Annotated in this window: 18 protein-coding genes and 2 pseudogenes; 13 read left to right on the top strand and 7 right to left on the bottom strand. The window is 61.7% G+C overall.

All coding sequences use genetic code 11. The features are described 5' to 3' along the window. Positions 1-106: 106 nt before the first annotated feature. Together G7067_RS13410 and fbaA are read right to left on the bottom strand one after the other, a co-directional pair. Positions 107-1,003 carry a DUF6264 family protein gene (locus G7067_RS13410; RefSeq protein WP_166325370.1) on the bottom strand — a complete coding sequence of 299 codons (897 nt, stop codon included), beginning with the start codon at positions 1,001-1,003 and terminating at the stop codon, positions 107-109. Beyond that, positions 1,003-2,031 (bottom strand): class II fructose-bisphosphate aldolase, encoded by a 1,029-nt coding sequence (gene fbaA / locus G7067_RS13405; protein ID WP_166325367.1) that lies wholly within the window; start codon positions 2,029-2,031, stop codon positions 1,003-1,005. Before fbaA ends, G7067_RS13410 begins: the two co-directional genes overlap by 1 nt. A 79-nt stretch (positions 2,032-2,110) precedes the next feature. Between fbaA and glpX the strand changes: the two genes are divergently transcribed. Together glpX and G7067_RS13395 are read left to right on the top strand one after the other, a co-directional pair. Beyond that, entirely contained in the window at positions 2,111-3,094 is a 984-nt protein-coding gene (gene glpX, locus G7067_RS13400) for a class II fructose-bisphosphatase (RefSeq protein ID WP_166325364.1), read from the top strand. Between the two features lie 80 nt (positions 3,095-3,174). Then, entirely contained in the window at positions 3,175-3,912 is a 738-nt protein-coding gene (locus G7067_RS13395) for a DUF4241 domain-containing protein (protein WP_166325361.1), read from the top strand. A 68-nt stretch (positions 3,913-3,980) separates the two neighbouring features. Here the strand turns inward: G7067_RS13395 and G7067_RS13390 are convergent, their stop codons facing one another. Both G7067_RS13390 and G7067_RS13385 read right to left on the bottom strand, forming a co-directional pair. Continuing rightward, positions 3,981-5,447, bottom strand: a complete 1,467-nt coding sequence (locus G7067_RS13390) for a DNA recombination protein RmuC (protein WP_244301134.1) — start codon at positions 5,445-5,447, stop codon at positions 3,981-3,983. Between the two features lie 86 nt (positions 5,448-5,533). Continuing rightward, a complete protein-coding gene (locus tag G7067_RS13385; RefSeq protein WP_166325358.1) occupies positions 5,534-6,118 on the bottom strand; it encodes a 3'-5' exonuclease in 585 nt (194 codons plus the stop codon). A gap of 84 nt (positions 6,119-6,202) precedes the next feature. Between G7067_RS13385 and G7067_RS13380 the strand changes: the two genes are divergently transcribed. Then, the gene (locus tag G7067_RS13380) at positions 6,203-6,622 is read left to right on the top strand and encodes a DUF1761 domain-containing protein (RefSeq protein WP_166325355.1); all 420 of its coding nucleotides are present in this window, start codon (positions 6,203-6,205) and stop codon (positions 6,620-6,622) included. A gap of 47 nt (positions 6,623-6,669) precedes the next feature. Then, positions 6,670-7,743: a redox-regulated ATPase YchF gene (gene ychF / locus G7067_RS13375; protein ID WP_166325352.1), complete on the top strand. Its 1,074-nt coding sequence runs from the start codon at positions 6,670-6,672 to the stop codon at positions 7,741-7,743. Between the two features lie 170 nt (positions 7,744-7,913). Here ychF and arfB read toward each other — a convergent pair whose 3' ends face one another. Together arfB and G7067_RS13365 are read right to left on the bottom strand one after the other, a co-directional pair. After that, the gene (gene arfB / locus G7067_RS13370) at positions 7,914-8,354 is read right to left on the bottom strand and encodes an alternative ribosome rescue aminoacyl-tRNA hydrolase ArfB (RefSeq protein ID WP_166325349.1); all 441 of its coding nucleotides are present in this window, start codon (positions 8,352-8,354) and stop codon (positions 7,914-7,916) included. 94 nt (positions 8,355-8,448) lie between these two features. Further along, positions 8,449-9,584 (bottom strand): annotated as a pseudogene (locus G7067_RS13365) (N(5)-(carboxyethyl)ornithine synthase). A gap of 221 nt (positions 9,585-9,805) precedes the next feature. Between G7067_RS13365 and G7067_RS13360 the strand changes: the two are divergent. From G7067_RS13360 to G7067_RS13325, 8 genes are all read left to right on the top strand, one after another. Beyond that, positions 9,806-10,447 carry a DUF1345 domain-containing protein gene (locus G7067_RS13360; protein WP_166325346.1) on the top strand — a complete coding sequence of 214 codons (642 nt, stop codon included), beginning with the start codon at positions 9,806-9,808 and terminating at the stop codon, positions 10,445-10,447. Between the two features lie 50 nt (positions 10,448-10,497). After that, positions 10,498-11,205: a GTP pyrophosphokinase gene (locus G7067_RS13355; protein ID WP_166325343.1), complete on the top strand. Its 708-nt coding sequence runs from the start codon at positions 10,498-10,500 to the stop codon at positions 11,203-11,205. A 110-nt stretch (positions 11,206-11,315) separates the two neighbouring features. Continuing rightward, positions 11,316-11,552, top strand: a complete 237-nt coding sequence (locus G7067_RS13350; RefSeq protein WP_166325340.1) for a DUF4287 domain-containing protein — start codon at positions 11,316-11,318, stop codon at positions 11,550-11,552. Between the two features lie 86 nt (positions 11,553-11,638). Continuing rightward, positions 11,639-12,313, top strand: a complete 675-nt coding sequence (locus tag G7067_RS13345) for a hypothetical protein (RefSeq protein WP_244301133.1) — start codon at positions 11,639-11,641, stop codon at positions 12,311-12,313. Positions 12,314-12,541: 228 nt separating this feature from the next. Next, positions 12,542-14,149: an ABC transporter substrate-binding protein gene (locus G7067_RS13340; RefSeq protein WP_166325337.1), complete on the top strand. Its 1,608-nt coding sequence runs from the start codon at positions 12,542-12,544 to the stop codon at positions 14,147-14,149. Positions 14,150-14,225: 76 nt separating this feature from the next. Next, the gene (locus G7067_RS13335) at positions 14,226-15,299 is read left to right on the top strand and encodes an ABC transporter permease (protein ID WP_166325334.1); all 1,074 of its coding nucleotides are present in this window, start codon (positions 14,226-14,228) and stop codon (positions 15,297-15,299) included. Between the two features lies 1 nt (position 15,300). After that, on the top strand, positions 15,301-16,353 hold the full coding sequence (locus G7067_RS13330; RefSeq protein WP_166325331.1) for an ABC transporter permease: 1,053 nt from the start codon (positions 15,301-15,303) through the stop codon (positions 16,351-16,353). Further along, positions 16,350-18,032: a dipeptide ABC transporter ATP-binding protein gene (locus G7067_RS13325; protein ID WP_166325328.1), complete on the top strand. Its 1,683-nt coding sequence runs from the start codon at positions 16,350-16,352 to the stop codon at positions 18,030-18,032. The genes G7067_RS13330 and G7067_RS13325 overlap by 4 nt, the downstream gene beginning before the upstream one ends. A 19-nt stretch (positions 18,033-18,051) precedes the next feature. Here G7067_RS13325 and G7067_RS13320 read toward each other — a convergent pair. Next, positions 18,052-18,875, bottom strand: a pseudogene (locus G7067_RS13320) (CPBP family intramembrane glutamic endopeptidase). A 352-nt stretch (positions 18,876-19,227) separates the two neighbouring features. On the opposite strand from G7067_RS13320, the gene G7067_RS13315 reads away from it, so the two are divergent. Then, on the top strand, positions 19,228-20,847 hold the full coding sequence (locus G7067_RS13315; protein WP_166325325.1) for a peptide ABC transporter substrate-binding protein: 1,620 nt from the start codon (positions 19,228-19,230) through the stop codon (positions 20,845-20,847). The last annotated feature ends 15 nt before the right edge of the window (positions 20,848-20,862 follow it).

Raw genomic sequence — 20,862 nt, 5'->3', positions numbered from 1 at the left:
CCAGTGCGTACTGGAATACTCTCAACAGTAAGATCACCACTATCCTAATGGATTGCAGAGCTGTCTCAGAGCTGTCGCAGTCCTGAGACAGCTTTGCGGGGCTGGGCTACATCGTGGCCATATACTCGAGCAGCTTCTGCAGTGCGCCGGGCTCGTTCAAGCTGTTCGTCAGCTCGGGGAGCCCCGCGAGCACAATGGACATCAGCACAAACATCGCCACCAACGCGAGAACCCCGGCGACAAGGGGCACCCAGAAGGCCAGCTTTCGTGCCCGCATGCGCTGAATCGAGAAGATGAGCACCACCGCGAACAGCGCGATGAAGGCGATCGCGCTCACCGTGCAGAAGGTGTCCATCCAATCGGGGAGCTTGAAATTTTCAATGTCAAGTGCATCGGCGATCTGGGTGTAGCTGGAGCCCAGCAGAAGCATCGTGTTCGCCGTGATCAATGCGCCAAGCGCCCCCAATCCGAGGAGCAGGATCGTGATCACGCGGTCAGCGGTGCGGGATTTGGGAGCCTCCGCCTGGAGGAACTGGCCGGGCTGCCCCGTGTAGGCCGGCGTCACCGGCGTGGCGGGTGCCGTTGTCGTACCGGGCACCACCGTCGCCCGGTAGGGTTCGGGTTCACCGCTGGAGTTGGAGCGCTGCGGTTGTTGCAGCGGCGCGGCCGCCTGCTGGGATCCCGTGCCGTTTGAACCGACCCCCAGATTGTGCGGCACCCCCGCGACTCGGGCCGAGGTGGTGGTTGAGGACGCCGGGAAAGGAATCTGCGAGGGAATGGATCCTGCACCTCCGGCCGCGGGGCCGTCCGCCCCCTCCGGCTTCCATTCCCAGCCCTCCGGGGCGTACTCGCCAAATGCGGGCCGCGGTCGTGCCGCCGGCGCTTGCGGGACCTCAGAGGTCACCGGGGCCTTGGCTGGCTCGGTGGCCTGTGAAGCGTCGGGGGTCCCGGATGCCTCGCCGGTCTCGTCTGCCGCCGGTGAATCGTTCTGCTGATCGGACATTACGCACTCACCGATCGCCCGGCAGACCCGAGCTGCTGCGCGGCGAGCGCGATGCGGTCGGCCATGCTCTGTTCGGCGACCTTGCCGTAGGCGCGTGGGTCGTACATCTTCTTGTTGCCGACTTCGCCGTCGATCTTGAGCACGCTGTCGTAGTTCTTGAGCATGAAATCGGCGACGGGGCGGGTGAACGCATACTGGGTGTCGGTGTCGATGTTCATCTTGATGACGCCGTTACGTACTGCCTCGGCGATCTCTTCCGCCGTTGAGCCTGATCCGCCGTGGAACACCAGATCGAGCGGCTTTTCTCCGGCCCCATACTTCGCCTGCAGCCCTGCCTGGATCTCCGCGAGGAGCTCCGGCCGCAGCTTCACGTTGCCGGGCTTATAGACGCCGTGCACATTGCCGAAGGTGAGCGCGGTGAGGTAGCGACCCTGCTCGCCGAGACCCAGCGCTTCGACCGTTTTGATGGCATCTTCAAGTGTGGTGTACAGCTGGTCGTTGATCTCGTGACTGATGCCGTCTTCTTCGCCGCCGACAACTCCGATTTCGACCTCGAGGATCATCTTGGCCGCCGCCATGCGGGGGAGGAGTTCTTTCGCGATGCTCAGGTTTTCAGCAAGCGGGATCGCCGAGCCGTCCCACATGTGTGATTGGAAGTAGGGGAGACCGCCCTCCTTTACGCGATCTTCGCTTGCTGCGAGAAGCGGGAGTACGAAGTTTTCGAGGTGCTGTTTTGGGCAGTGGTCGGTGTGGAGCGCAACGGTGACGTCGTGGGCCTTTGCGACTTCCTCAGCGTACTTTGCGAACGCGATTGCGCCGCCGACCCGGTTCTTTACGGTGTGGCCCGCGAAGTAGTCGGCGCCGCCGAAGCTGACCTGGATGATCCCGTCGGATCCTGATTCGGAGAAGCCCTGCAGTGCAGCGTTGAGGGTTTGAGAGCTCGATACATTCACCGCAGGGAAAGCGAAGCTCCCGGCTTTGGCGGCATCGAGCATCGCTGCATACTGGTCCGGAGTTGCGACGGGCATGTGTTGTGCTCCTAGATGTCGTGGCGGATCGCGGCGAGAAGCCGCTTTGGCTCCAAGTCTACGCGGTAGGCTTATGCTCATGACTGAAGCGAATTCTCTTGGTGAGTGGCAGCCCGACCGTAACCTCGCGATGGAGCTGGTGCGCGCGACCGAAGCTGCCGCGATGCGTGCCACCCCCTGGGTGGGGCGCGGCGATAAGAATGCTGCCGATGGCGCCGCCGTTGACGCGATGCGCCGCTTCCTCTCGACGGTGAACATGACGGGCACCGTGGTGATCGGTGAGGGTGAGAAAGACGACGCCCCCTGGCTCTACAACGGCGAAGTTGTCGGCAACGGCCTGGGTGCAGACTGCGATGTTGCGGTTGACCCGATCGACGGTACCCGCCTCGCGGCTGAGGGACGCGCTGGCGCGCTCTCGGTGATTGCGGTCGCGGATCGCGGAAGCATGTACGATCCTTCCGCTGTTTTCTACATGGACAAGCTGGTGTGCGGGCCCGAGGGCGTCGGCGTCGTCGATATTGACCGCCCCATCGGTGACAACATTCGCGCATTGGCGAAGGCCAAGGGAGTCGACGTTTCCGATATTCGTGTTGCCGTGCTGGATCGCCCCCGTCACGACCAGCTCATCGCTGATATTCGTGAGGCGGGCGCTGGCACCAGGCTCATCATGGACGGTGATGTTGCAGGCGGCGTGAACGCTGCTCGCTGGGACTCCCGTGTCGACCTGTGCGTCGGGATCGGCGGCACCCCGGAGGGCATCATTACCGCGTGCGCTGTGAAGGCGCTTGGCGGTGTAATCCAGGGCCGCCTGTGGCCGAAGGATGACGAGGAACGTGCCCGCGCAATCGATGCCGGTCATGATCTTTCTCGAGTGCTCGAGGCGAACGACTTGGTGTCGAGTGACAATGCCTACTTCGTAGCGACCGGGATCACCTCGGCAGACTTCGTTGAGGGCGTGCAGCGCCGTGGACCGTTCCTGCGGGCTGAGAGCATTGTCATGCGTTCGTACTCTGGCACGATCCGCCACATTACGAGCGACATGGATCCTAGCCGTTGGGATTAACCGGCGTGAACCTGCAACAATTCTTTGCTTTGCGTCAGGGGCCGGCGATGCTGGCCGACGGGCAATAGACCGAACTGGTCGTGGAAGAGCTCGGGACGTTGCGCGTCCCTTCAGGTCGTCTTGCGATCAGTGATGCGATCTGGCTTGAAACGCCACTGGTGGTGTCCGTGCCGCCGGGGTCGTATGCTGTTCGCTTGACCTCGGCGATCCTGCCTGAAAGGTATGAGCTCCGCGAGAAGCGCGAGGCGTATCTCAGTGTGGTGTTCTCTGAGGAGCCCACGGTGTCGCTTGCACCGGCAGTTGTGGATCCGGAGTCTGTCGATTGGGATGAGGCGCCGGCGGACGGCTTGGGCGGTATCGCCGGCTTATTTGGCGTGCCAACCTCTAATCTTGGTACCGTCGCGATTGCCGATGAGCGCGGGGTGCAGCAAGGCATGCCTGCGGACCCTGACACCTGGTATGACACGGTGATTGCAGCGGAGGATCGCGGATGGTTTGCCCAGATGGGCGCGGAGGACAACAAGATCTCGGGGGCGCTGAACACCAAACTGCCTCGCTCGATCAACGCTGAGAACATTGTCATCGTGATTGCTCGTCTCGACCAGCGCCATCCGATTCTTGAGACGCGTGACGCTGAGGGGCGTCTCACCGGCATCCACATCGACATGCTGGTGATCGGGGAGCTGTGCCCACGTCTGGGGGCGTTCGAGGGGCGAAGTTTGGACGCCATTACAGAAGAGCAGATTGAGAAAGAATTCCTGCGCGACGCTGAACGTGACCGGAACCTGGGGTTCTTCGCACGACTGTTTGGAGCCTAAGCTCTAGGCTCTTTGCAGACTAGCCCGGGGGTTGGGGCGCTCGGTGCCGACGAGAGCGCGAACTTGACTCAGGCTGAAGCGTCTTCAGCTTCATCGGGCGCGAGGGAACTCAGCGAGTCTGACGGCTCGGGGTCGACACCGAGTGGTTCGATACCGAGGGCGGAGGCACCGGTAATCTCGGTCCCGAGGGTCTCGACCGAGCGGAGCTGCTTGGTGACGGCTCTGGTGCGCACGCCGGCCTCGTGAACCGTGTTTTGTGCGGTGGCAAGCTGCTTTTCGAGCTTCTCCCACACCTGACCGTACTTCTGGAACTCTTGCTTTGCCGCGCTCAGCACCTTCCAAACTTCGGAGCTTCGCTCCTCAATTGCGAGCGTGCGGAATCCCATCTGCAGACTGTTGAGCAGCGACCCCAGCGTTGTCGGTCCGGTCACGATGACGCGCAACTCGTTCTGCAGTTTGCTTGCGAGCCCGGGCCTGCGCACGACCTCCGCAAAGAGCCCCTCGGTGGGCAGATACATAATCGCGAAGTCGGTGCTGTGCGGGGGAACGATGTACTTTTCGGCGATGAGTTTTGCCTGGGTGAGGATCACGCGCTCGAGCACCTTCGTGGCGGCCTCGACCGCTTCTTTCTCGCCGCTCTCCTGCGCCTCAAGCAGGCGCTCGTAGTCTTCCTGGGGGAACTTCGAGTCAATCGGCAGCAGTACACGCTCGGTCTCGCCGCGGCCGGGGAGCTTCACCGCAAACTCGACGCGTTCCGCTGATCCTGGCCGGATCACCGCGTTTTGCTCATACTGTTCCGGAGTCATAATGTCTTCGAGCTGGCGCTCCAACTGCACCTCGCCCCAGCTGCCGCGGCTCTTCACATTGGTGAGCACACGCTTCAACCCGCCAACGTCTGAGGCGAGCGTCTGCATCTCCCCGAGACCCTTTTGTACCTGCTCCAAACGATCGCTGACGAGCTTGAAGGACTCGCCCAGCCGCTTCTCAAGCGTGCCCTGCAGCTTTTCATCGACTGTCTCACGCATCTTTTCAAGCTTTGCCTCGTTGCCCTGACGGAGCTTCTCGAGTTCTGAGCGGAGCGTCTCTTGCAGCTCCGCCTGCTTGGCAACGTGAGTATCCGTGAGTGTTTGCACGCGCTGTGCGTTTTCGGCCAGCGCGGTCTTGAGCGTGCCCTGCAGTTTCTCATCGACCGTGGTGCGCACCTGCTCCAGCTTCGCCTCATTCGCAAGGCGGAGCTCTTCGAAGCGCGACTCAATCGCCGCCTTCAGATCGACCTGCGACTGCAGGGACGCCTGCGAGGTGGAGTGGAAGCGATCGTTGAGCACAGTGAGCCCCTGAGTGAGTTGCTGCTGCATCACTGTGAGGCTTTGACCGAGCTCGCCGCGCTGGGTCGCAAATTCCTGGCGTAGGTCGCCGCCGAGGGTGTCTGAGGAGGAGCCTCCCCGCTTCGACCGGTTCAACACCAGCACCACGATGAGGACCGAAACAGAAACGAGCAGAGCAATGATATTGAGTGCGAGTGCGATGGGTTCCACGGCGAAAATCCTTTGGGTTGGAGACTGGGTCTTACGTTACGAGCAGCCTCGGACATTGACGGTTTGCGGGGATCCTGGACCCCGAATTACAACTTCAGCGGTATCGCCTTCAGCTGCTGCACGCGCAGCCCAGTCTTCTTGGCAAGCGATAGCAAATCTTGAACCTCATGCCTGCGGGCGGCATCGCTGATGATCGCGGCGCACGCCTCAGCATCAGCGAGCGCATCGTGGTGTGCAAACTCGCCAAAGCCCGCGGCTTCCGCAGCCAGCGGGAGGCGATGCGAGGGGATCTCATAGGTTTTTCGTGACACCTGCACGCTGCACAGATATTTGAGACGCGGCGTGGGGGTGACGGTCTCAGCGCAGGCGGCCTTGATCACGCCCATGTCGAAACTCGCATTGTGCGCGACGGCGATATCGTCACCGATGAACGACGTCAGATCGCCGAGTTGCTCCTCCCAGCTCAGCGCATCCGCGACCATCTCCGGTGTGATGCCGTGAATCTTAATATTGAACGGCAAGAACTGGGCGTGCGCGGTAGGCGGGCTGATGAGCCAATATGCGCGATCCACCACGATCCCGCCGCGAACGCGCACCAGCCCCACCGAGCAAGCAGAAGACGGGTGGCTGTTGGCGGTCTCAAAATCCAGAGCGGTGAAGTCGACGGGCACACAACGATCCTGGCACATGCATCCGACATTGGTGGGATGATAGTGAAAAGCGCACACGCGCAGTCACGAGTCAAGGAGGACACCATGATTCCTGAAATTAACTATTGGGCGGTGCTGCTCGCGACACTCTCGACGATGCTCGTCGGTACAGTCTGGTACACGCCAAAGGTGTTCGGAAAAACCTGGATGCGGCTCGCGAAGGTCGATCCGAGCGGCAAATCAGCGGTGGGGCCGATCCTGGTCACCGTTATTGTGAGCTTCATTTCGGCCTGGGTGCTTGCCGGGGCCAGCTGGATCGCGTTCGAGTTTTACGGCGGATCCTTCCTCGTCGGCACTCTGCTCACCGGAGTGATCCTGTGGGCAGGATTCACCGCGTCGCGCTTCATCACCCACGACGCCTTCGAGGGGCGCCCGGCCGCGCTGACCATCATGAATATCGCGCACGAGCTTGTGACGGTGCTGGTGATGGCGGTGATTATCGGGGTCTGGCCGCCCGCGGTGTGACGCGCGGAGTCGGATAACCGAGCGCAAGCCGCGTAGACTGGTGCCTCGTGGCTCTAACAATAGGTATCGTAGGTCTCCCCAACGTAGGTAAGTCGACGCTGTTCAACGCGTTGACCTCAAACGACGCGCTCGCGGCGAACTATCCGTTCGCGACGATTGAGCCGAACATTGGGGTGGTGAACCTTCCCGACCCGCGGCTGAACAAGCTTGCTGAGATTTTCGGATCCGAGCGGCTGTTGCCGGCGCCCGTCAGCTTCGTTGACATCGCGGGAATTGTGCGCGGTGCGAGTGAGGGGGAGGGTCTCGGTAACCAGTTCCTCGCGAACATCCGCGAGGCTGACGCGATCGCGCAGGTCGTGCGCGGCTTCACCGATCCCGACGTGATCCACGTCGACGGCGGTGTGAACCCCGCAAGCGACATGGAGACGATCAACACCGAGCTGATTCTCGCCGACCTGCAGACCGTCGAGAAGGCGCTGCCGCGGTTCGAGAAGGAACTGAAGTCGAAGAAGATCGACGCGAGCGTGGTGACGGCCGCGCAGGCCGCGCAGGCAGCACTCAACGACGGCAAGCTGCTGTCGCTTGCGGGCGTCGATATCGAGCCGATTCGCGAGCTCGGCTTGCTCACCGCAAAGCCGTTCCTGTACGTCTTCAACGTTGATGAGGGAGTGCTGCAGGATCAGGCGAAGCTCGACGAGCTCGCTGCTCTGGTTGCCCCGGCGAAGGCGATCTTCCTGGACGCAAAGCTCGAGAGCGAATTGATTGAGCTCGACGAGGCCGACGCCGCCGAGTTGCTGGCCTCCATTGGTCAAGAGGAAAGCGGCCTGGATCAGCTCGCTCGTGTCGGCTTTGACACGCTCGGCCTGCAGACGTACCTCACCGCCGGGCCGAAGGAAGCGCGCGCGTGGACGATCCCGAAGGGCGCGACTGCCCCGCAGGCCGCCGGCGCGATCCACACCGACTTTGAAAAGGGCTTCATTAAGGGCGAGATCATCTCCTTCGAGGATCTGGTCGAGTGCGGTTCGGTTGCCGAGGCGCGTGCCAAGGGCAAGGCTCGCATGGAGGGCAAAGAGTACGTCATGCAGGACGGCGACGTGTGCGAGTGGCGCTTCAACGTCTAGTGGTTTTGGCGGGGATCCCCGTCTCCGCCCCGACCCGTGTGTGCGGTGCCACGAGCGTCCCCCAAGCTGACGAGCGTCCCCCTTATCCTCGGGTAAACCTGTGCGGGTTTGGGAGACACTCGTCAGTTTTGGAGACGCTCGTCACCCCGGGGCAGCCCCCATCCCCGGGCCTAATCTGATCGCGGACGCTGACGCTGCTGCTTGACCTCGCCGCGCCGCTTTTTCGCATCGAGGCGCCGTCGCTTTGCGCCTCTGCTCGGCTTGGTGGGGCGTCGTTCGAGGTGCGGGATCACGGCCTCGCGCAACAGCTCCGCGAGGCGCTCCCGTGCCAGGATTCGGTTTTGGCGTTGACTGCGCTCTTCGGATGCGGAGATGGCCAACACGTTGCCGTTCAGTCTGCTCGCAAGTGCCGCAAGGGCGAGCGCACGCTGAGCGTCGTCGAGCGCGGAGGTCGCGGCGAGGTCGAGGCTGAGCTGCACGCGCGAGTCGGTGGTGTTGACCCCCTGCCCGCCGGGACCGGATGAACGCGAAAACTGTTCCGTGAGCTCTGCCGCGGGCACGGTGATCCCGTGCGGGGCACCGGGCCCGGGTGGCACACGCAGATCGTCCATGCCTCTAGTCTGCCCGTGTCTCGCGGATCTCGGTTGCAGGGTGTCATGCTCGGCATGCAGACCGCATCGGTCGGCCGCCGCCAAACCCCGCAAGCTACCTCCCCTGAAAGCGTGTGATCGCCTCGTTCACAATTATCCCGCCCCGGATCTCGATGGCGCGCGCAATTGACGGATTCCTTCCCCACGCAGACGCACCGTCAAGCACCACCTCGATGAAGGGGAGCAGCGCCTCACTGACCTCCCAGCTTGTGGCGTTCCAGAGGTACGAGGGACTGTGGTCCCCGCCGTAGTAACTCACGCCGTTGCGCAATTGGATCATCGGGTCATCGAAGGTGGTCGGCCGCGCAAACGAAAAACCCATGCCTTCGTCGCACGACACGTCAATGAGGAGGCTTCCCGGTCGGAACCGTTCGAGATCCCCATCGTTCAAGAACATCAGCGGTTCGTCCGGATCCTGCAGCGTGCAGTTCACCACGATGTCGTGGCCCGCGAGGTACGGGGCGAGGGCGACGGGGCCGTCGTCGGTGAGCACCTCGCGCTGCGCCAGATCCCGCGCTTGTCGGGGTCGCAGGCCAGACCCGGGTGCCACCGAAGGCTCAGGTGGTTCTATCTGCATCATGTGAGCGGAGGGGATGGGGATCCCACCGCAGCGATCTCTCGGTGGGTGAGCACAACCACATCGTGGATCCCGAGCGCGTTCAGTGCGGTCACTGCGCCGCGGGCCGTCGCCCCGAAACCGATTACGGCCGCGCTGAGACGCCGCCCGTAGTCGCCGGTCGACCCCGTGAGTTGCAGCGCGTGTAGCACGGAGCAGTAGCCGGCGAGTTCGTTATTTTTGTGAAAGACGTGCAGCCCAAAACTGCCGGAGCTTGTCCAGTGGTTCATCGCTTCAAACGCGATCAGGGTCAGACGCTTTTCGATCGCGATATCGGTCACTTCTCGGTCCTGCACGCAGTGTGGCCACCCCCACAGGGTCTGCCCGTCTCGCAGCGCCCGCACCTCCTCGTGCTGCGGTTTTGGGAGCAGGATCGTGTCCGCGCTGTCGATCACTTCCTGACGCGAGGTGACCCGCCCCACGAGCGAAGCCAGGCGCTCATCGGTGAGTCCGAAGTCTGCGCCGTAGCCGTGCTCGACAACGAACCGGGATCTGAGTGCCGGGCTGATTCGGTCGAGGTGTTCGGGGTGGATCGGGATCCGGCGCTCATTTTCCATCGAGGACGAGGCGAACATCCCCAGGAGCCCTGGCCCCGCGGATCGGGGTGGCGCGTGTGGGGCGCGGATTTCTGGTGTTGGGGCTTCCGATAGTGAGTCGCGAGCGGCGGTGCTGGGCATGAGATGATCCTCAGATCGAGGGCGGATTGGATCGCCCTGCTGCTCACCCTAGGCTAGGCGGCTGCGAGTCCGGGATCGCGCGCAACCCGAAAGCCACCGCCTCACGCTACGATCCCGGTATGAGCAAGTTGCCAGTGCAGGCGCAGGTGAGGCTGCGGTGGTCTGTTGCGATCGCCGCGGGAACCGCGGTGGGGATCACCGTGGGAACGCTGTTGGGCGGGGCAGCGGGGATGCTCGCGGGCTGGGGCACGCTCGCAATCATCAGCACCGTGTGGACCCTGATCCAGGTGTGGCCCCTCGATGCGAAAGCGACCCGCGAGCATGCGATCCTTGAGGATCCGGGCCGCCGTACCGCGCAGATCCTGGCGATTGTGGGCAGCCTCACCAGTCTGGGTGCTGTCGCCGCCGTTGTGGTGCACTCCCGGCGCCTGAGCGGGATTGACGTGTACATCGATGCGGGAATCGCCGCGCTCAGTGTGATCTCTTCGTGGGCGCTGATTCAGACCGACTACATGCTTCGCTACGCGAAGGAGTACTACCTGAACGGCGCGGGCGGGATCAACTTCAATCAAGAGGAGGATCCGCAGTATTCAGACTTCGTCTACTTTTCGGTGGTGCTTGGAGTGTCCTACGGAGTGGGGGACACCGCGGTGACGCGGGGCGGGATCCGCCGCATCGTGATATCGCAGACGATGCTCGGCTACCTGTTTGGGGCCGGGATCATTGCGACGATTATCAGCCTGATCGCTGGCCTCGGGTAGTTTCCCGTGAATCACAGCTGCCTCGTAAGCTCCCTGGCTACGCTGGCCGCATGAGCAATCCCGCCACGAACGACGAGATCACTATTTCTGCAAGCGCCCTGCGTACGCTTGGCGATCAGATGCAACGGTTTTTGCTCGAGTATCGATTCGCGATGCAAGAGATCGAAACCAAGCTTGCGATCCTGCAAGAAGAGTTCCTGCACATGCACGAGTACAACCCGATTGAGCATGTCTCGAGCCGGGTGAAATCGGTCGACAGCCTCGTCGACAAGCTCGGTCGCCGCGGCGTGAGTAGCGAGTTCGATGTGATCCGGCGTGAGATTCACGACATCGCGGGAATTCGGGTGACCTGCGCGTTTATCCGAGACGTCTATCGCCTGTTCAGTCTGCTCACGCAGCAGGACGACATTACGGTGCTTGAGGTCGAAGACTTCATTGCCGAGCCAAAAGCCAACGGCTATAAGAGCCTGCACGCGATCCTTTCGATTCCCGTGTACCTTTCAACCGGCCGGGTCGATGTGCCTGTTGAAGTGCAGTTTCGGACCATTGCGATGGACTTTTGGGCGTCGCTTGAACACAAGATCTACTACAAGTACGAACGCCAGGTGCCCGACGCTCTCATCGGTGAGTTGAAAGACGCCGCCGAGACCGCGGCCGAACTTGATACTCGCATGGAGCGACTGCATGTGGAACTGCACGGCGACCCCGGGAATTCGGCAGTGCTGCAGCAGAAGCTGCCCCACATTCATAGTGTGTGAGTCTGCTAGCGAAGGTCGTGCGGTCGCATCATAGGCTTCAAATGCGGCGGTGAGCTGACTGTGACAGACTTACCCAAAAGCAGGTACCGGGCAGCGAGGGAGCAACGGTGATGAGTGAACAGATCAAGGGTCCGAAATCGTATTTTCCGTCGATCGAAGCGAAATACGGGATGACAATCGATGAGTGGATCGCCCAGCTGCGCCCACACGCGGGGGAGGCTCATATGGAACAGGTCGCATTTCTCAAGAATCGCGGCATGGGGCACGGCCACGCCAACGCGCTCGTTCATGTGTTTCGTGCCGAACATGGCGGTGCGTTGAATGCTGCAACCGAGTCGGAACAGTAGCCGAGGGGAATACGCTGAATACTCAAATACCTGAGAAATTCGTGCCGAATGCGTGTAAAACCGCGCGAAATGGTTAGGGTGGGACGGTGACTAGAGATCCACTTGAGGAACTGTTCGGTCCGGCTCCAGAGCAATCAGATGAGCCAGCGCCGGTATCAGCGCGCGACCGTCTTGCCTACGAGCAGGCGGAGCGGGTGCGCACCAGCCAGCTGGCGACCAAGCCGCAGCCAAGTGACAGGATCGATAAGGCAAAGCCGTGGATCGTTGTCGGCATGGTTGCCGTTCTGGCGCTGGTTGGGGCGATCCTGGTATTGAACCTGGCCCGAGGCGACGACACAACCGCAAAGCCCACAGCGGATCCGGCCCCTCAAACGAACACCTCATCGAAACCGACGACCACGTCGAAGCCCGAGACGTCAAAGCCGGTGGAGACGACCCCTGCGATTCCCCAGGTTGAGGTTGGCGCTACGAACCCGCTGCCGATTGTCCCCTGGGGCGTGACTTCTGAGCTCTCGCAGAAGTTTGGCTCAACGAGCTTCAACATTCCCGATGGTGCCAACTTGGTGCTCACCTCGAGTCTGCTGGATTCTTTCCCTGATTCTTGCGCCGCGATGCGGCAGGAGTGGGGTGCGACCCGCCTTGAAGACGGCACGTTCAAGGTGCGCAAGCCCGCGGGTTCCTGCAAAGCAGCCCCTGAGCTTTTCGACGAGATCTGGGGTCTCACTGACGCCTGGGTAAAGACGATTCGGCCCGCGGCCTAGCTAGCTTTTGGGTCGTGTGCCCGTCACGCGGGACTGAACGATTGTGGCAATGGTGCAGCGATCGGGCTCCGAAGTGTCAAGAATCATAGAGAATTGGCGCAGTTTCTATTACAAAAATGTCACGAAATTGACATTTTTAGGTTGAAATGTCTCGCTTCGGTACTCTCAAGAGAGTGGCTGCGCGTTGTCGGACGGCATCGTGTAACACAAACGACTGGGAGGAACTCAATGAAGAAAATACTGCAAACAGTCGCAGTGATGGGTGCGGGAGCATTAGTGCTCTCGGGCTGCGCATCAGGCGGAAACGAGGGCGGTGGTGGTGCAACCGGTGACGCTGTCACGATTGGTACCACCGAGGTCGTCACCTCCCTGGATCCGGCCGGCGCCTACGACAACGGTTCGTATCAGGTCATGATCAACGTATACCCGTTCCTGATGAGCAACCCGGTCGGTGAATCCACCGTGGCACCAGACATTGCGGAGTCGGCAGAGTTTACTTCGCCCACGCAGTACACGGTGAAACTGAAGGAAGGGCTGACGTTTGCGAACGGCAACGATTTGACCAGCTCCGACGTGAAGTTCAGTTTCGACCGCCAGATCGCTATTGCGGATCCCAACGGACCGTCGAGCTTGCTCGCGAACCTCGAAAGCGTTGAAGCACCCGATGACTTGACCGTGGTCTTCAATCTGCTGGCTGAGAACGACCAAACCTTCCCGCAGGTGCTTTCGAGCCCGGTTGGTCCGATCGTTGACGAGGATTCGTTCCCGGCCGACAAAGTCGCGAGCGACGATGACATCGTGAAGGCAAATCCCTTCGCCGGGCCCTACTCGATCACCAAGTACGACAAGGGAAACCTCATCGCGTACTCGGCGTTCAAGGACTACCAGGGCCTCTGGGGTACCGCGAAGTCTGAGTCGGTCAACCAGAAGTACTTCGCGACCGAGTCGAACCTGAGCCAGGCAATCGAAACCAAGGCCGTCGACGTTGCATTTCGCAGCCTCTCGGCAACCGACGTCGAGAAGTTTGAGAAGACCGATGGCCTGCAGGTTATCAAGGGACCGGGCGGCGAGATCCGCTACCTCGTCTTCAACTTCAACTCGATGCCATTCGGTGCGACCACCGCTGACGCTGATCCGGCAAAGGCTCTCGCGGTTCGCCAGGCCATCGCTGATCTCATCGACCGCGAGAAGATCTCGACGCAGGTCTTCAAGGGCACCTACACCCCGCTCTACTCCTTCATCCCAGAGGGCCTGCTCGGCGCAAATACCGCGCTTGAGGGCCTCTACGGTGATGGCAAGGGTGGCCCCGATGCCAAGCGTGCGAAGGAGCGCCTCGCAGCTGCGGGGATCGCAACCCCGGTGAAGTTCCCGTTGCAGTATGCGGGTGAGCGCTACGGTGCGGCCACGGCTGAGGAGTACGCACAGATCAAGTCACAGCTTGAGACTGACGGTCTGTTCGAGGTTGACCTGCAGTCGACCGAGTGGGGTCAGTTCACGAAGGACCGCGTAGAAGACATTTACCCGGTGCACCAGCTCGGCTGGTTCCCCGACTACTCGGATCCGGACAACTACCTGACGCCGTTCTTCTCACCGGGCAACTTCCTGGAGAACCGTTATGAGAACCCTGAAATTACGGCGCTGATCGATCAGCAGCGAATCACGAGCGATGACGCCGAGCGGGCGAAGCTCCTGGAAGAAATTCAGGACAAGCTTGCGGTGGAGCTCTCCACGCTCCCGATGCTGCAGGGCGCGCAGGTCGCGGTTGCGGTCGACGGTGTAGAAGGCGTCACACTTGACGCTTCATTCAAGCTCCGTTTCGGGCTGATCACCAAGTAGTAACGTGATGAGCAGGCGGACGTGGAGACACGTTCGCCTGCTCTCCCATTTCTTCATTTCCTGACGGAGCACGTATATGGTCATCACTGACACCACGACGACGCCAGCCGCGATTGCGAGGCAGCGCGGCGGGGGCCTTGGGCGTTTCATTCTGTGGCGTGCCCTGCTCATAATCCCGACCGTGTTCATTCTGGTGACAATGGTCTTTTTGCTCATGCGCACCATGGGCAACCCGATCACGGCTGCGGTGGGGGACCGGCTCCCGGCGGCCGAACTTGCCAAGCGAGTCGCTGAAGCGGGCTATGATCGCCCGCTTATCGTGCAGTATCTCGAATATCTTGGGCAGATATTCACCGGCAACTTCGGTGTGACCTTCAGCGATCGCCGTCCTGTCAGTGAAGTGCTGCTCACCTTTGGTGCCGCAACCCTTGAACTTGCGGTCTTCACACTCATTGTGGCGCTGGTGGTCGGGATCCCGCTCGGCATGCTCGCCGCGTATTACCGGGATCGTGGGCCCGATGCCATCCTGCGCGTATTCGCGATCTTCACCTACGCCACCCCGGTGTTCTTCTCCGGCCTGATCATGAAACTGATCTTTGGGATTTGGCTCGGATGGCTGCCGGTTTCGGGGCGCGCTTCTATTTCAACCGAGTTGCAGATCCAGACGCTGCCTGACCCCTCCGGCTTTTACCTGATCGATGCGTTCCGCACCGGCAACATGGCCAATGTCGGCGATGTGCTCTTGCACGCGATCCTGCCGGCGCTCACGCTCGGCATGATGACCGCCGGTGTGTTTCTTCGGCTTGTTCGCACGAACATGATTGGCACGCTCGGCCGAGAATACATCGACTCTGGTCGCTCCCGCGGAGTGAGCGAGTTCCGGTTGACCACCAAACACGCGTATCGACCGGCGCTGATCCCGATCATTACCGTGATCGGGATGCAGATTGCGCTGCTGCTCGCGGGCGCAGTGTTGACGGAGACGACCTTTGAATGGAAAGGCCTCGGTTTCGAACTGGCCTATTACCTGAGGGCGCGAGACTTTGTCGCGGTGCAGGGCATCGTCGCCTTGCTCGCGGTGATCGTAGCGCTGAGCAACTTCATCGTCGACATTCTTGCCGCGCTGATCGACCCGCGAGTGAGGTACTGACATGACAACCGAGGCACTTCTTACTGCGCCGCGCGTGGAGCGCGGCTGGCATGCCTGGCCGCTGATCAAGCAGCTGCGGCAGAGCATCGGACTGCAACGCGGGATGTTGATCGTCGGCCTGATTCTCGTGTCAGTTTTCGTGATCACGGCGCTCTTTGCTCCGCTGCTCGCTCCCTACAGCTTTTCTGCGCTCTCCGGACCGGACGGGGATTTTGGGTCCCTACAGCAGCCGTCCCTGGCTCACCCCTTCGGCACGACTACCGCCGGATACGATGTGCTCTCGCGCGTGATTTGGGGCGCACGAACCGCGTTTCTCGTGATCGCAATTGCTGTTGCGAGCTCGATTTTTCTTGGTTCGTTCCTCGGACTGCTCTCGGGCTACGTTGGCGGCTGGCTCGATCGTGTGCTCGTCATGCTGGCCGACGCGATCTACGCCTTTCCGTCGCTGCTGCTCGCGATTGTGCTCTCAATCGTGATCTCAGGTGGGCAGTCGAGCATGTGGGGCGGGATCTGGGCGGCCTCACTGTCCATCACTGTCGTGTTCATTCCGCAGTACCTCCGTGTGGTGCGCTCGGAGGTGATCCGCGTGAAGTCTGAGGCGTTCGTCGAATCGGCGCGGGTCGTTGGTGCGAGCAATGCCCGCATCATGTTCCGGCATGTGATGCGCAACTCGACGCGGTCCCTGCCTCTCGTGTTTACGCTGAACGCTTCGGAGGCGATCCTGACGCTTGCGGGTCTTGGCTTTCTTGGCTTCGGCATCGAACCGAACTCGGCTGCCGAGTGGGGATACGACCTCAACAAGGCGATCGCCGACGTCACAAACGGCGTCTGGTGGACGAGCCTGTGGCCCGGCATTGCGATCGTGCTGGTCGTGACGGGTCTCACGCTGACAGGCGAGAGCCTGAATGATCTTTCTGACCCGCGTCTGCGCAGTCGGAGGCGGGCGAAGGCTGGTTCGGGCAAGGTTTCAGATAATGCGGTTGGGGTGGCAGCTGAGGCCATAGCGTCGGCGGCCCCCACTGCACCCGCTACACGCGAAGGGGATGCGCGATGAAGAATATCCTCGATATTCAGAATCTGCAGGTGACGTTTGCGACCGACCGTGGCCCGGTAAAGGCTGTCGATGGTGTGACGCTCGCGGTTGAACCGGGCCGTGTGCTTGCGGTGGTCGGTGAATCGGGATCGGGCAAGACTGTGACCGCTCGCACGGTACTTGGCCTGCTGCCGGAGACTGCTGTCTCCTCCGGCGCGGTGGTGCTTTCCACTCGCGACGGGAGCGGAGAGAACAACGTTTTGCGCCTCACCGGTGAGCAGATGCGCCAGGTGCGTGGGCGTGACGCCGCGATGGTGTTTCAGGAAGCCTCGACGGCGCTGAACCCGGTGTTCACTGTGGGCTGGCAGATTGCCGAGGGGCTGCGTGCCCACGGCAAGCTGTCGAAGAAAGACGCGCGCGCTCGCGCGATTGAGATGCTCGAGCGTGTGGGTATGCCGGAGCCAAGCGAGCGTGTCGACTACTACCCGCACCAGCTCTCGGGCGGGCAGAAGCAACGCGTCATGATCGCGATGGCTCTGGCGCTTGAACCCGGGTTGATCATCGCCGACGAACCGACAACGGCGCTTGACGTCACCGTACAGGCGGAGATCCTCGATCTGTTGCGCAAGCTCCGTGATGAGTTTGGCACGGCGATCCTGCTCATCACCCACAATATGGGGGTGGTGGCGGATCTCGCCGACGACGTTGCCGTCATGTATCAAGGTGAGGTTGTCGAGCGGGCCCCCGTTGACGAGCTGTTTGCGCACCCGCGCGAGGCCTACACCAAGCAACTGTTGGGCGCGGTGTTGCGACTGGGCGGCGGCAGCATGCGGGTGCGGGATCGCGGCGCGGTCGCTGCTGAAACTTCGGTTGCCGCCCCGGTGCTCGCAACTAACCTGGAGATTCAATATCCTGGGCGCCTCGGCAGACCTGGCTTCAAAGCCGTACGCGGGGTCAGCTTTGAAATTGCAGACGGCGAAGTCTATGGGCTGGTCGGTGAGTCAGGATCCGGCAAATCGACGATTGGGCGCGCAATCGCCGGGCTGACGCAGGCGACCGGCGGTTCGCTGCGGGTCCTCGGGCACGAGATGGTGGGGTTCAAGGAACGCAACTTCCGAGCTGCGAGGCGTGACATAGGTTTCGTCTTCCAGGATCCGGCGTCAAGCTTCAACCCCCTGCTCACCATCGCGGAGAACGTCGCTGAGCCGCTCATCGTACACAAGCTCGCCGGCGATGCGGCTGCGGCCCGGCCGCGGGTGGATGAACTGCTTGAGGCCGTGCAATTGCCAAAGGCGTACGGGGATCGGTTCCCGCACGAGCTCTCGGGCGGGCAGCGGCAGCGGGCCTCGCTCGCGCGTGGGCTCGCGCTTGATCCGAAGCTGTTGATTGCCGACGAGCCGACCTCAGCGCTCGATGTTTCGGTGCAGGCGAAGGTACTAGAACTCTTCGCCGAGTTGCAGTCCGAGCTGGGATTCGCATCACTGTTTATCACTCACGACCTTGCCGTGGTTGACGCGCTGGCGGATCGGATCGGGGTGCTCTACCACGGTGAGCTTGTTGAGAGTGGGTCAGCCGCTGAGGTGCTTGGTAACCCGCAGGTGCCCTACACCCAGCGTCTGCTCGCCTCGCTGCCTGTTCCCGACCCGTCGAAGCAGGCGCAGCGTCGGCAGCTTGCCCGGGCGCTGCGGGGCGAGGCGTAGCGGCGCGAATTCTCGGTGGTCAGCTGCTTGGTGGGCCGAAGAGCGCTGGCCAGAGCGCGACGGCGAGGGCGTAGCCCACGAAACTGACGATGTCGAGGATCCAGTGGGCCACGATGAGGGGAGGCTGCGCCCGTACCGGTGATAGGCCCACCCGAAAACGAGGCCCATGACGACGTTGCCGATGAAGCCGCCGAACCCCTGATAGAGGTGGTAGCTGCCGCGGAGCAGCGCGCTTGTGGCGACGGTGGCCACCGGGCCGACACCGAGGCGCTTGAGCCGGTCGAAGAGGTACGCCACCACGATGAGCTCTTCGCTGAGCGCCGCGCGGAGGGCCAGCAGGATCAGCACGGGCACCGTCCACCAGTGCGTGTCGAGCGCGGCGGGTACGACGGTCGCATTGATCCCGATCGATTTCGCAAAGAGGTAGAAACCGATGCCGGGGATGCCGATGAGGGCCGCAAGAAGAACGCCGCCGCCGCTTTCGCGCAGCCACCACAGGCGCGGGCCGTTGCGATGCGCGCCGAGGCCCAGTCTTCCGAGGTGTGGACGATGCGAATTCCAGAGCAGAAAGCCCACCAATAGCACGGGTGCGAGGCCGAAGGCGAAACCGAGCAGCTGGTTCACGAGATCGAAGGTGGGGCGTTCGGAGAGCGGTCGGTTGATCGTTGCCGTCTGCGTTGCGAGTGCAGCTTCGCGCGTGAGGCGTTCGACAATCGCGACGATGGCATAGACCGCGGAAGCGCCGAAGGAGAGCGCGAGGACGATCCCGATCTCCCAACGAAGCCTGGTGCGGATGCCAGAGCGCAGCTCGGGAGCGCCGGTGGTCGATGATGGTGGCGTCACTGTTTCAGCGTAACGCCCGAACGGTGGGAAGGGGAGCGTGCTTTCATGAATCCGTAAGCTCAATATACAGACTGTAGGTATCCAGGGAATATTGGAACAAGACAAAGAAGTGACAGAAACATCGCGCTCAACTGAGGGTTCCTCAATAGTCGGTCACGACTGCATCACGACGCATGCGGCTCGAGAGGTCGCGCCTGCGCGGAGATATAGGCTTGAGAGGCAAATCACGATCCGTTTTGTGTGCAGATCGCGTGTGAGGTGGGGGCACCTGAGTGCAATTTGTTGCGCATTCTCCCCGAACTCTCCGCAGTTTACATCTGCTGCAAGACGGAGATACCAAGGAGGAAAACCTGTGAAGCGATCACGGATAGGTCTGGGCGTTATCGCCCTGGCGGCCGCAAGCGCACTTGTGCTGTCTGGCTGCTCTTCGAGCGGTGACGATACCAAGGGAGGCGACGCCGCTGGCATCATCACGGTGAACGGCTCGGAGCCCGAAAAGGGTCTGATTCCCAGTGACATCAACGAGGTCGGCGGCGGTCGTATTCTCGACGCAATGTTCTCGGGGCTGTACTACTACGACGCCAAGGGCAACCCGGTGCTCGACGCGGCTGAGTCCGTCGAGACAACTGATTCAACGGTGTACACGATCAAGCTCAAGCCCGGCCAGAAGTTCACGAACGGTGACCCGGTCGATTCCGACTCGTTCGTGAACGCTTGGAAGGATGCCGCCAAGTTCTCAAACGGTCGCCTCAACTCCTCCTGGTTTGAAAACATCGTCGGCTTCGACGGCGAGAAGGACTCGGATCTCACCGGTCTGAAGGTGATCGACGAGACCACCTTCGAGGTGACCTTGAAGAGCGCGCAGTCGGACTTCCCGCTGCAGCTCGGCTACTCCTCGTTCTACCCGCTCCCCAAGTCGGCGTTTGACGCCGATGGCAACGTGACCGACGACTTCGGCCAGAACCCGATCGGCAACGGCCCCTACAAGGTCGCCGACGACGGCTGGACGCACAAGGTCAAGATCGAGATGCTGAAGAATGAGGATTACAAGGGAGGTCGCGAAGTACAGAACGCTGGTCTCTCGATCATCTTCTACGATTCTCTCGACGCAGCCTACGCTGACCTGCTCGGCGGCAACCTCGACGTGCTCGACATGATCCCCGATGCGGCATATGCGAAGTATAAGGAAGACCTCGGTGACCGCTGGATCAACCAGCCCGCCGCAGTTTTCCAGTCGTTCACGATCCCCGAGCGCCTTGAGCACTTCTCCGGCGAAGAGGGACAGTTGCGCCGCGAAGCGATCTCGCTGTCGATCAACCGTCCGCAGATTACCGACAAGATCTTCAGCGACACCCGCACGCCGGCCGTTGACTGGTCATCACCGGTCATCAACGGGTACGACGAAAAGCTTCCCGGCAACGATGTCGTGAAGTACGACCCGGAGCGCGCGAAGGAACTGTGGGCACAGGCCGACGCCATCTCCCCGTGGAGCGGTAAGTTCCAGATCGGCTACAACGCCGACGGTGGTCACCAGGCATGGGCTGATGCCGTCTCGAACGATATCAAGAACACGCTCGGGATCGACGCCTCCGGCGCACCGAACCCGCTCTTTGGTGACTTCCGCCAGTCGATCACCGATCGCTCCATCACCACCGCCTTCCGCTCAGGGTGGCAGGGCGATTACCCGGGCCTCAGCAACTTCCTGCTGCCGCTCTACAAGACCGGCGCATCCGCGAACGATGGCGACTACTCGAACCCCGAGGTCGATGCGCTGCTCGAGGAGGGCCTCGCGGCACCGGGCATTGATGCTGCGAACGAGAAGTTCCACGCTGCAGAGGCGATCCTGTTCAAGGATCTCCCTGCGATCCCGCTTTGGTACCAGAACGCTGTCTCCGGCTACTCTGAGAGCGTCGACAACGTAACCATCGGTTGGAACTCGGTGCCGCTCTACTACGAGATCACCAAGAAGTAACACCCCTTTGTTCAG

The sequence above is a fragment of the Leucobacter insecticola genome, assembly GCF_011382965.1.
Classification (GTDB): Bacteria; Actinomycetota; Actinomycetes; order Actinomycetales; family Microbacteriaceae; genus Leucobacter; species Leucobacter insecticola.
The sequence above is the reverse complement of the archived record's forward strand: the minus strand, read 5'-3'. Positions and strand labels throughout refer to the sequence as shown.

Bases quoted from the DNA above. Each gene is read 5' to 3' on its own strand.
- G7067_RS13410 (WP_166325370.1), bottom strand. From the start codon at position 1,003: ATGTCCGATCAGCAGAACGATTCACCGGCGGCAGACGAGACCGGCGAG.
- fbaA (WP_166325367.1), bottom strand. From the start codon at position 2,031: ATGCCCGTCGCAACTCCGGACCAGTATGCAGCGATGCTCGATGCCGCC.
- glpX (WP_166325364.1), top strand. From the start codon at position 2,111: ATGACTGAAGCGAATTCTCTTGGTGAGTGGCAGCCCGACCGTAACCTC.
- G7067_RS13380 (WP_166325355.1), top strand. From the start codon at position 6,203: ATGATTCCTGAAATTAACTATTGGGCGGTGCTGCTCGCGACACTCTCG.
- arfB (WP_166325349.1), bottom strand. From the start codon at position 8,354: ATGGACGATCTGCGTGTGCCACCCGGGCCCGGTGCCCCGCACGGGATC.
- G7067_RS13360 (WP_166325346.1), top strand. From the start codon at position 9,806: ATGAGCAAGTTGCCAGTGCAGGCGCAGGTGAGGCTGCGGTGGTCTGTT.
- G7067_RS13355 (WP_166325343.1), top strand. From the start codon at position 10,498: ATGAGCAATCCCGCCACGAACGACGAGATCACTATTTCTGCAAGCGCC.
- G7067_RS13350 (WP_166325340.1), top strand. From the start codon at position 11,316: ATGAGTGAACAGATCAAGGGTCCGAAATCGTATTTTCCGTCGATCGAA.
- G7067_RS13340 (WP_166325337.1), top strand. From the start codon at position 12,542: ATGAAGAAAATACTGCAAACAGTCGCAGTGATGGGTGCGGGAGCATTA.
- G7067_RS13335 (WP_166325334.1), top strand. From the start codon at position 14,226: ATGGTCATCACTGACACCACGACGACGCCAGCCGCGATTGCGAGGCAG.
- G7067_RS13330 (WP_166325331.1), top strand. From the start codon at position 15,301: ATGACAACCGAGGCACTTCTTACTGCGCCGCGCGTGGAGCGCGGCTGG.
- G7067_RS13325 (WP_166325328.1), top strand. From the start codon at position 16,350: ATGAAGAATATCCTCGATATTCAGAATCTGCAGGTGACGTTTGCGACC.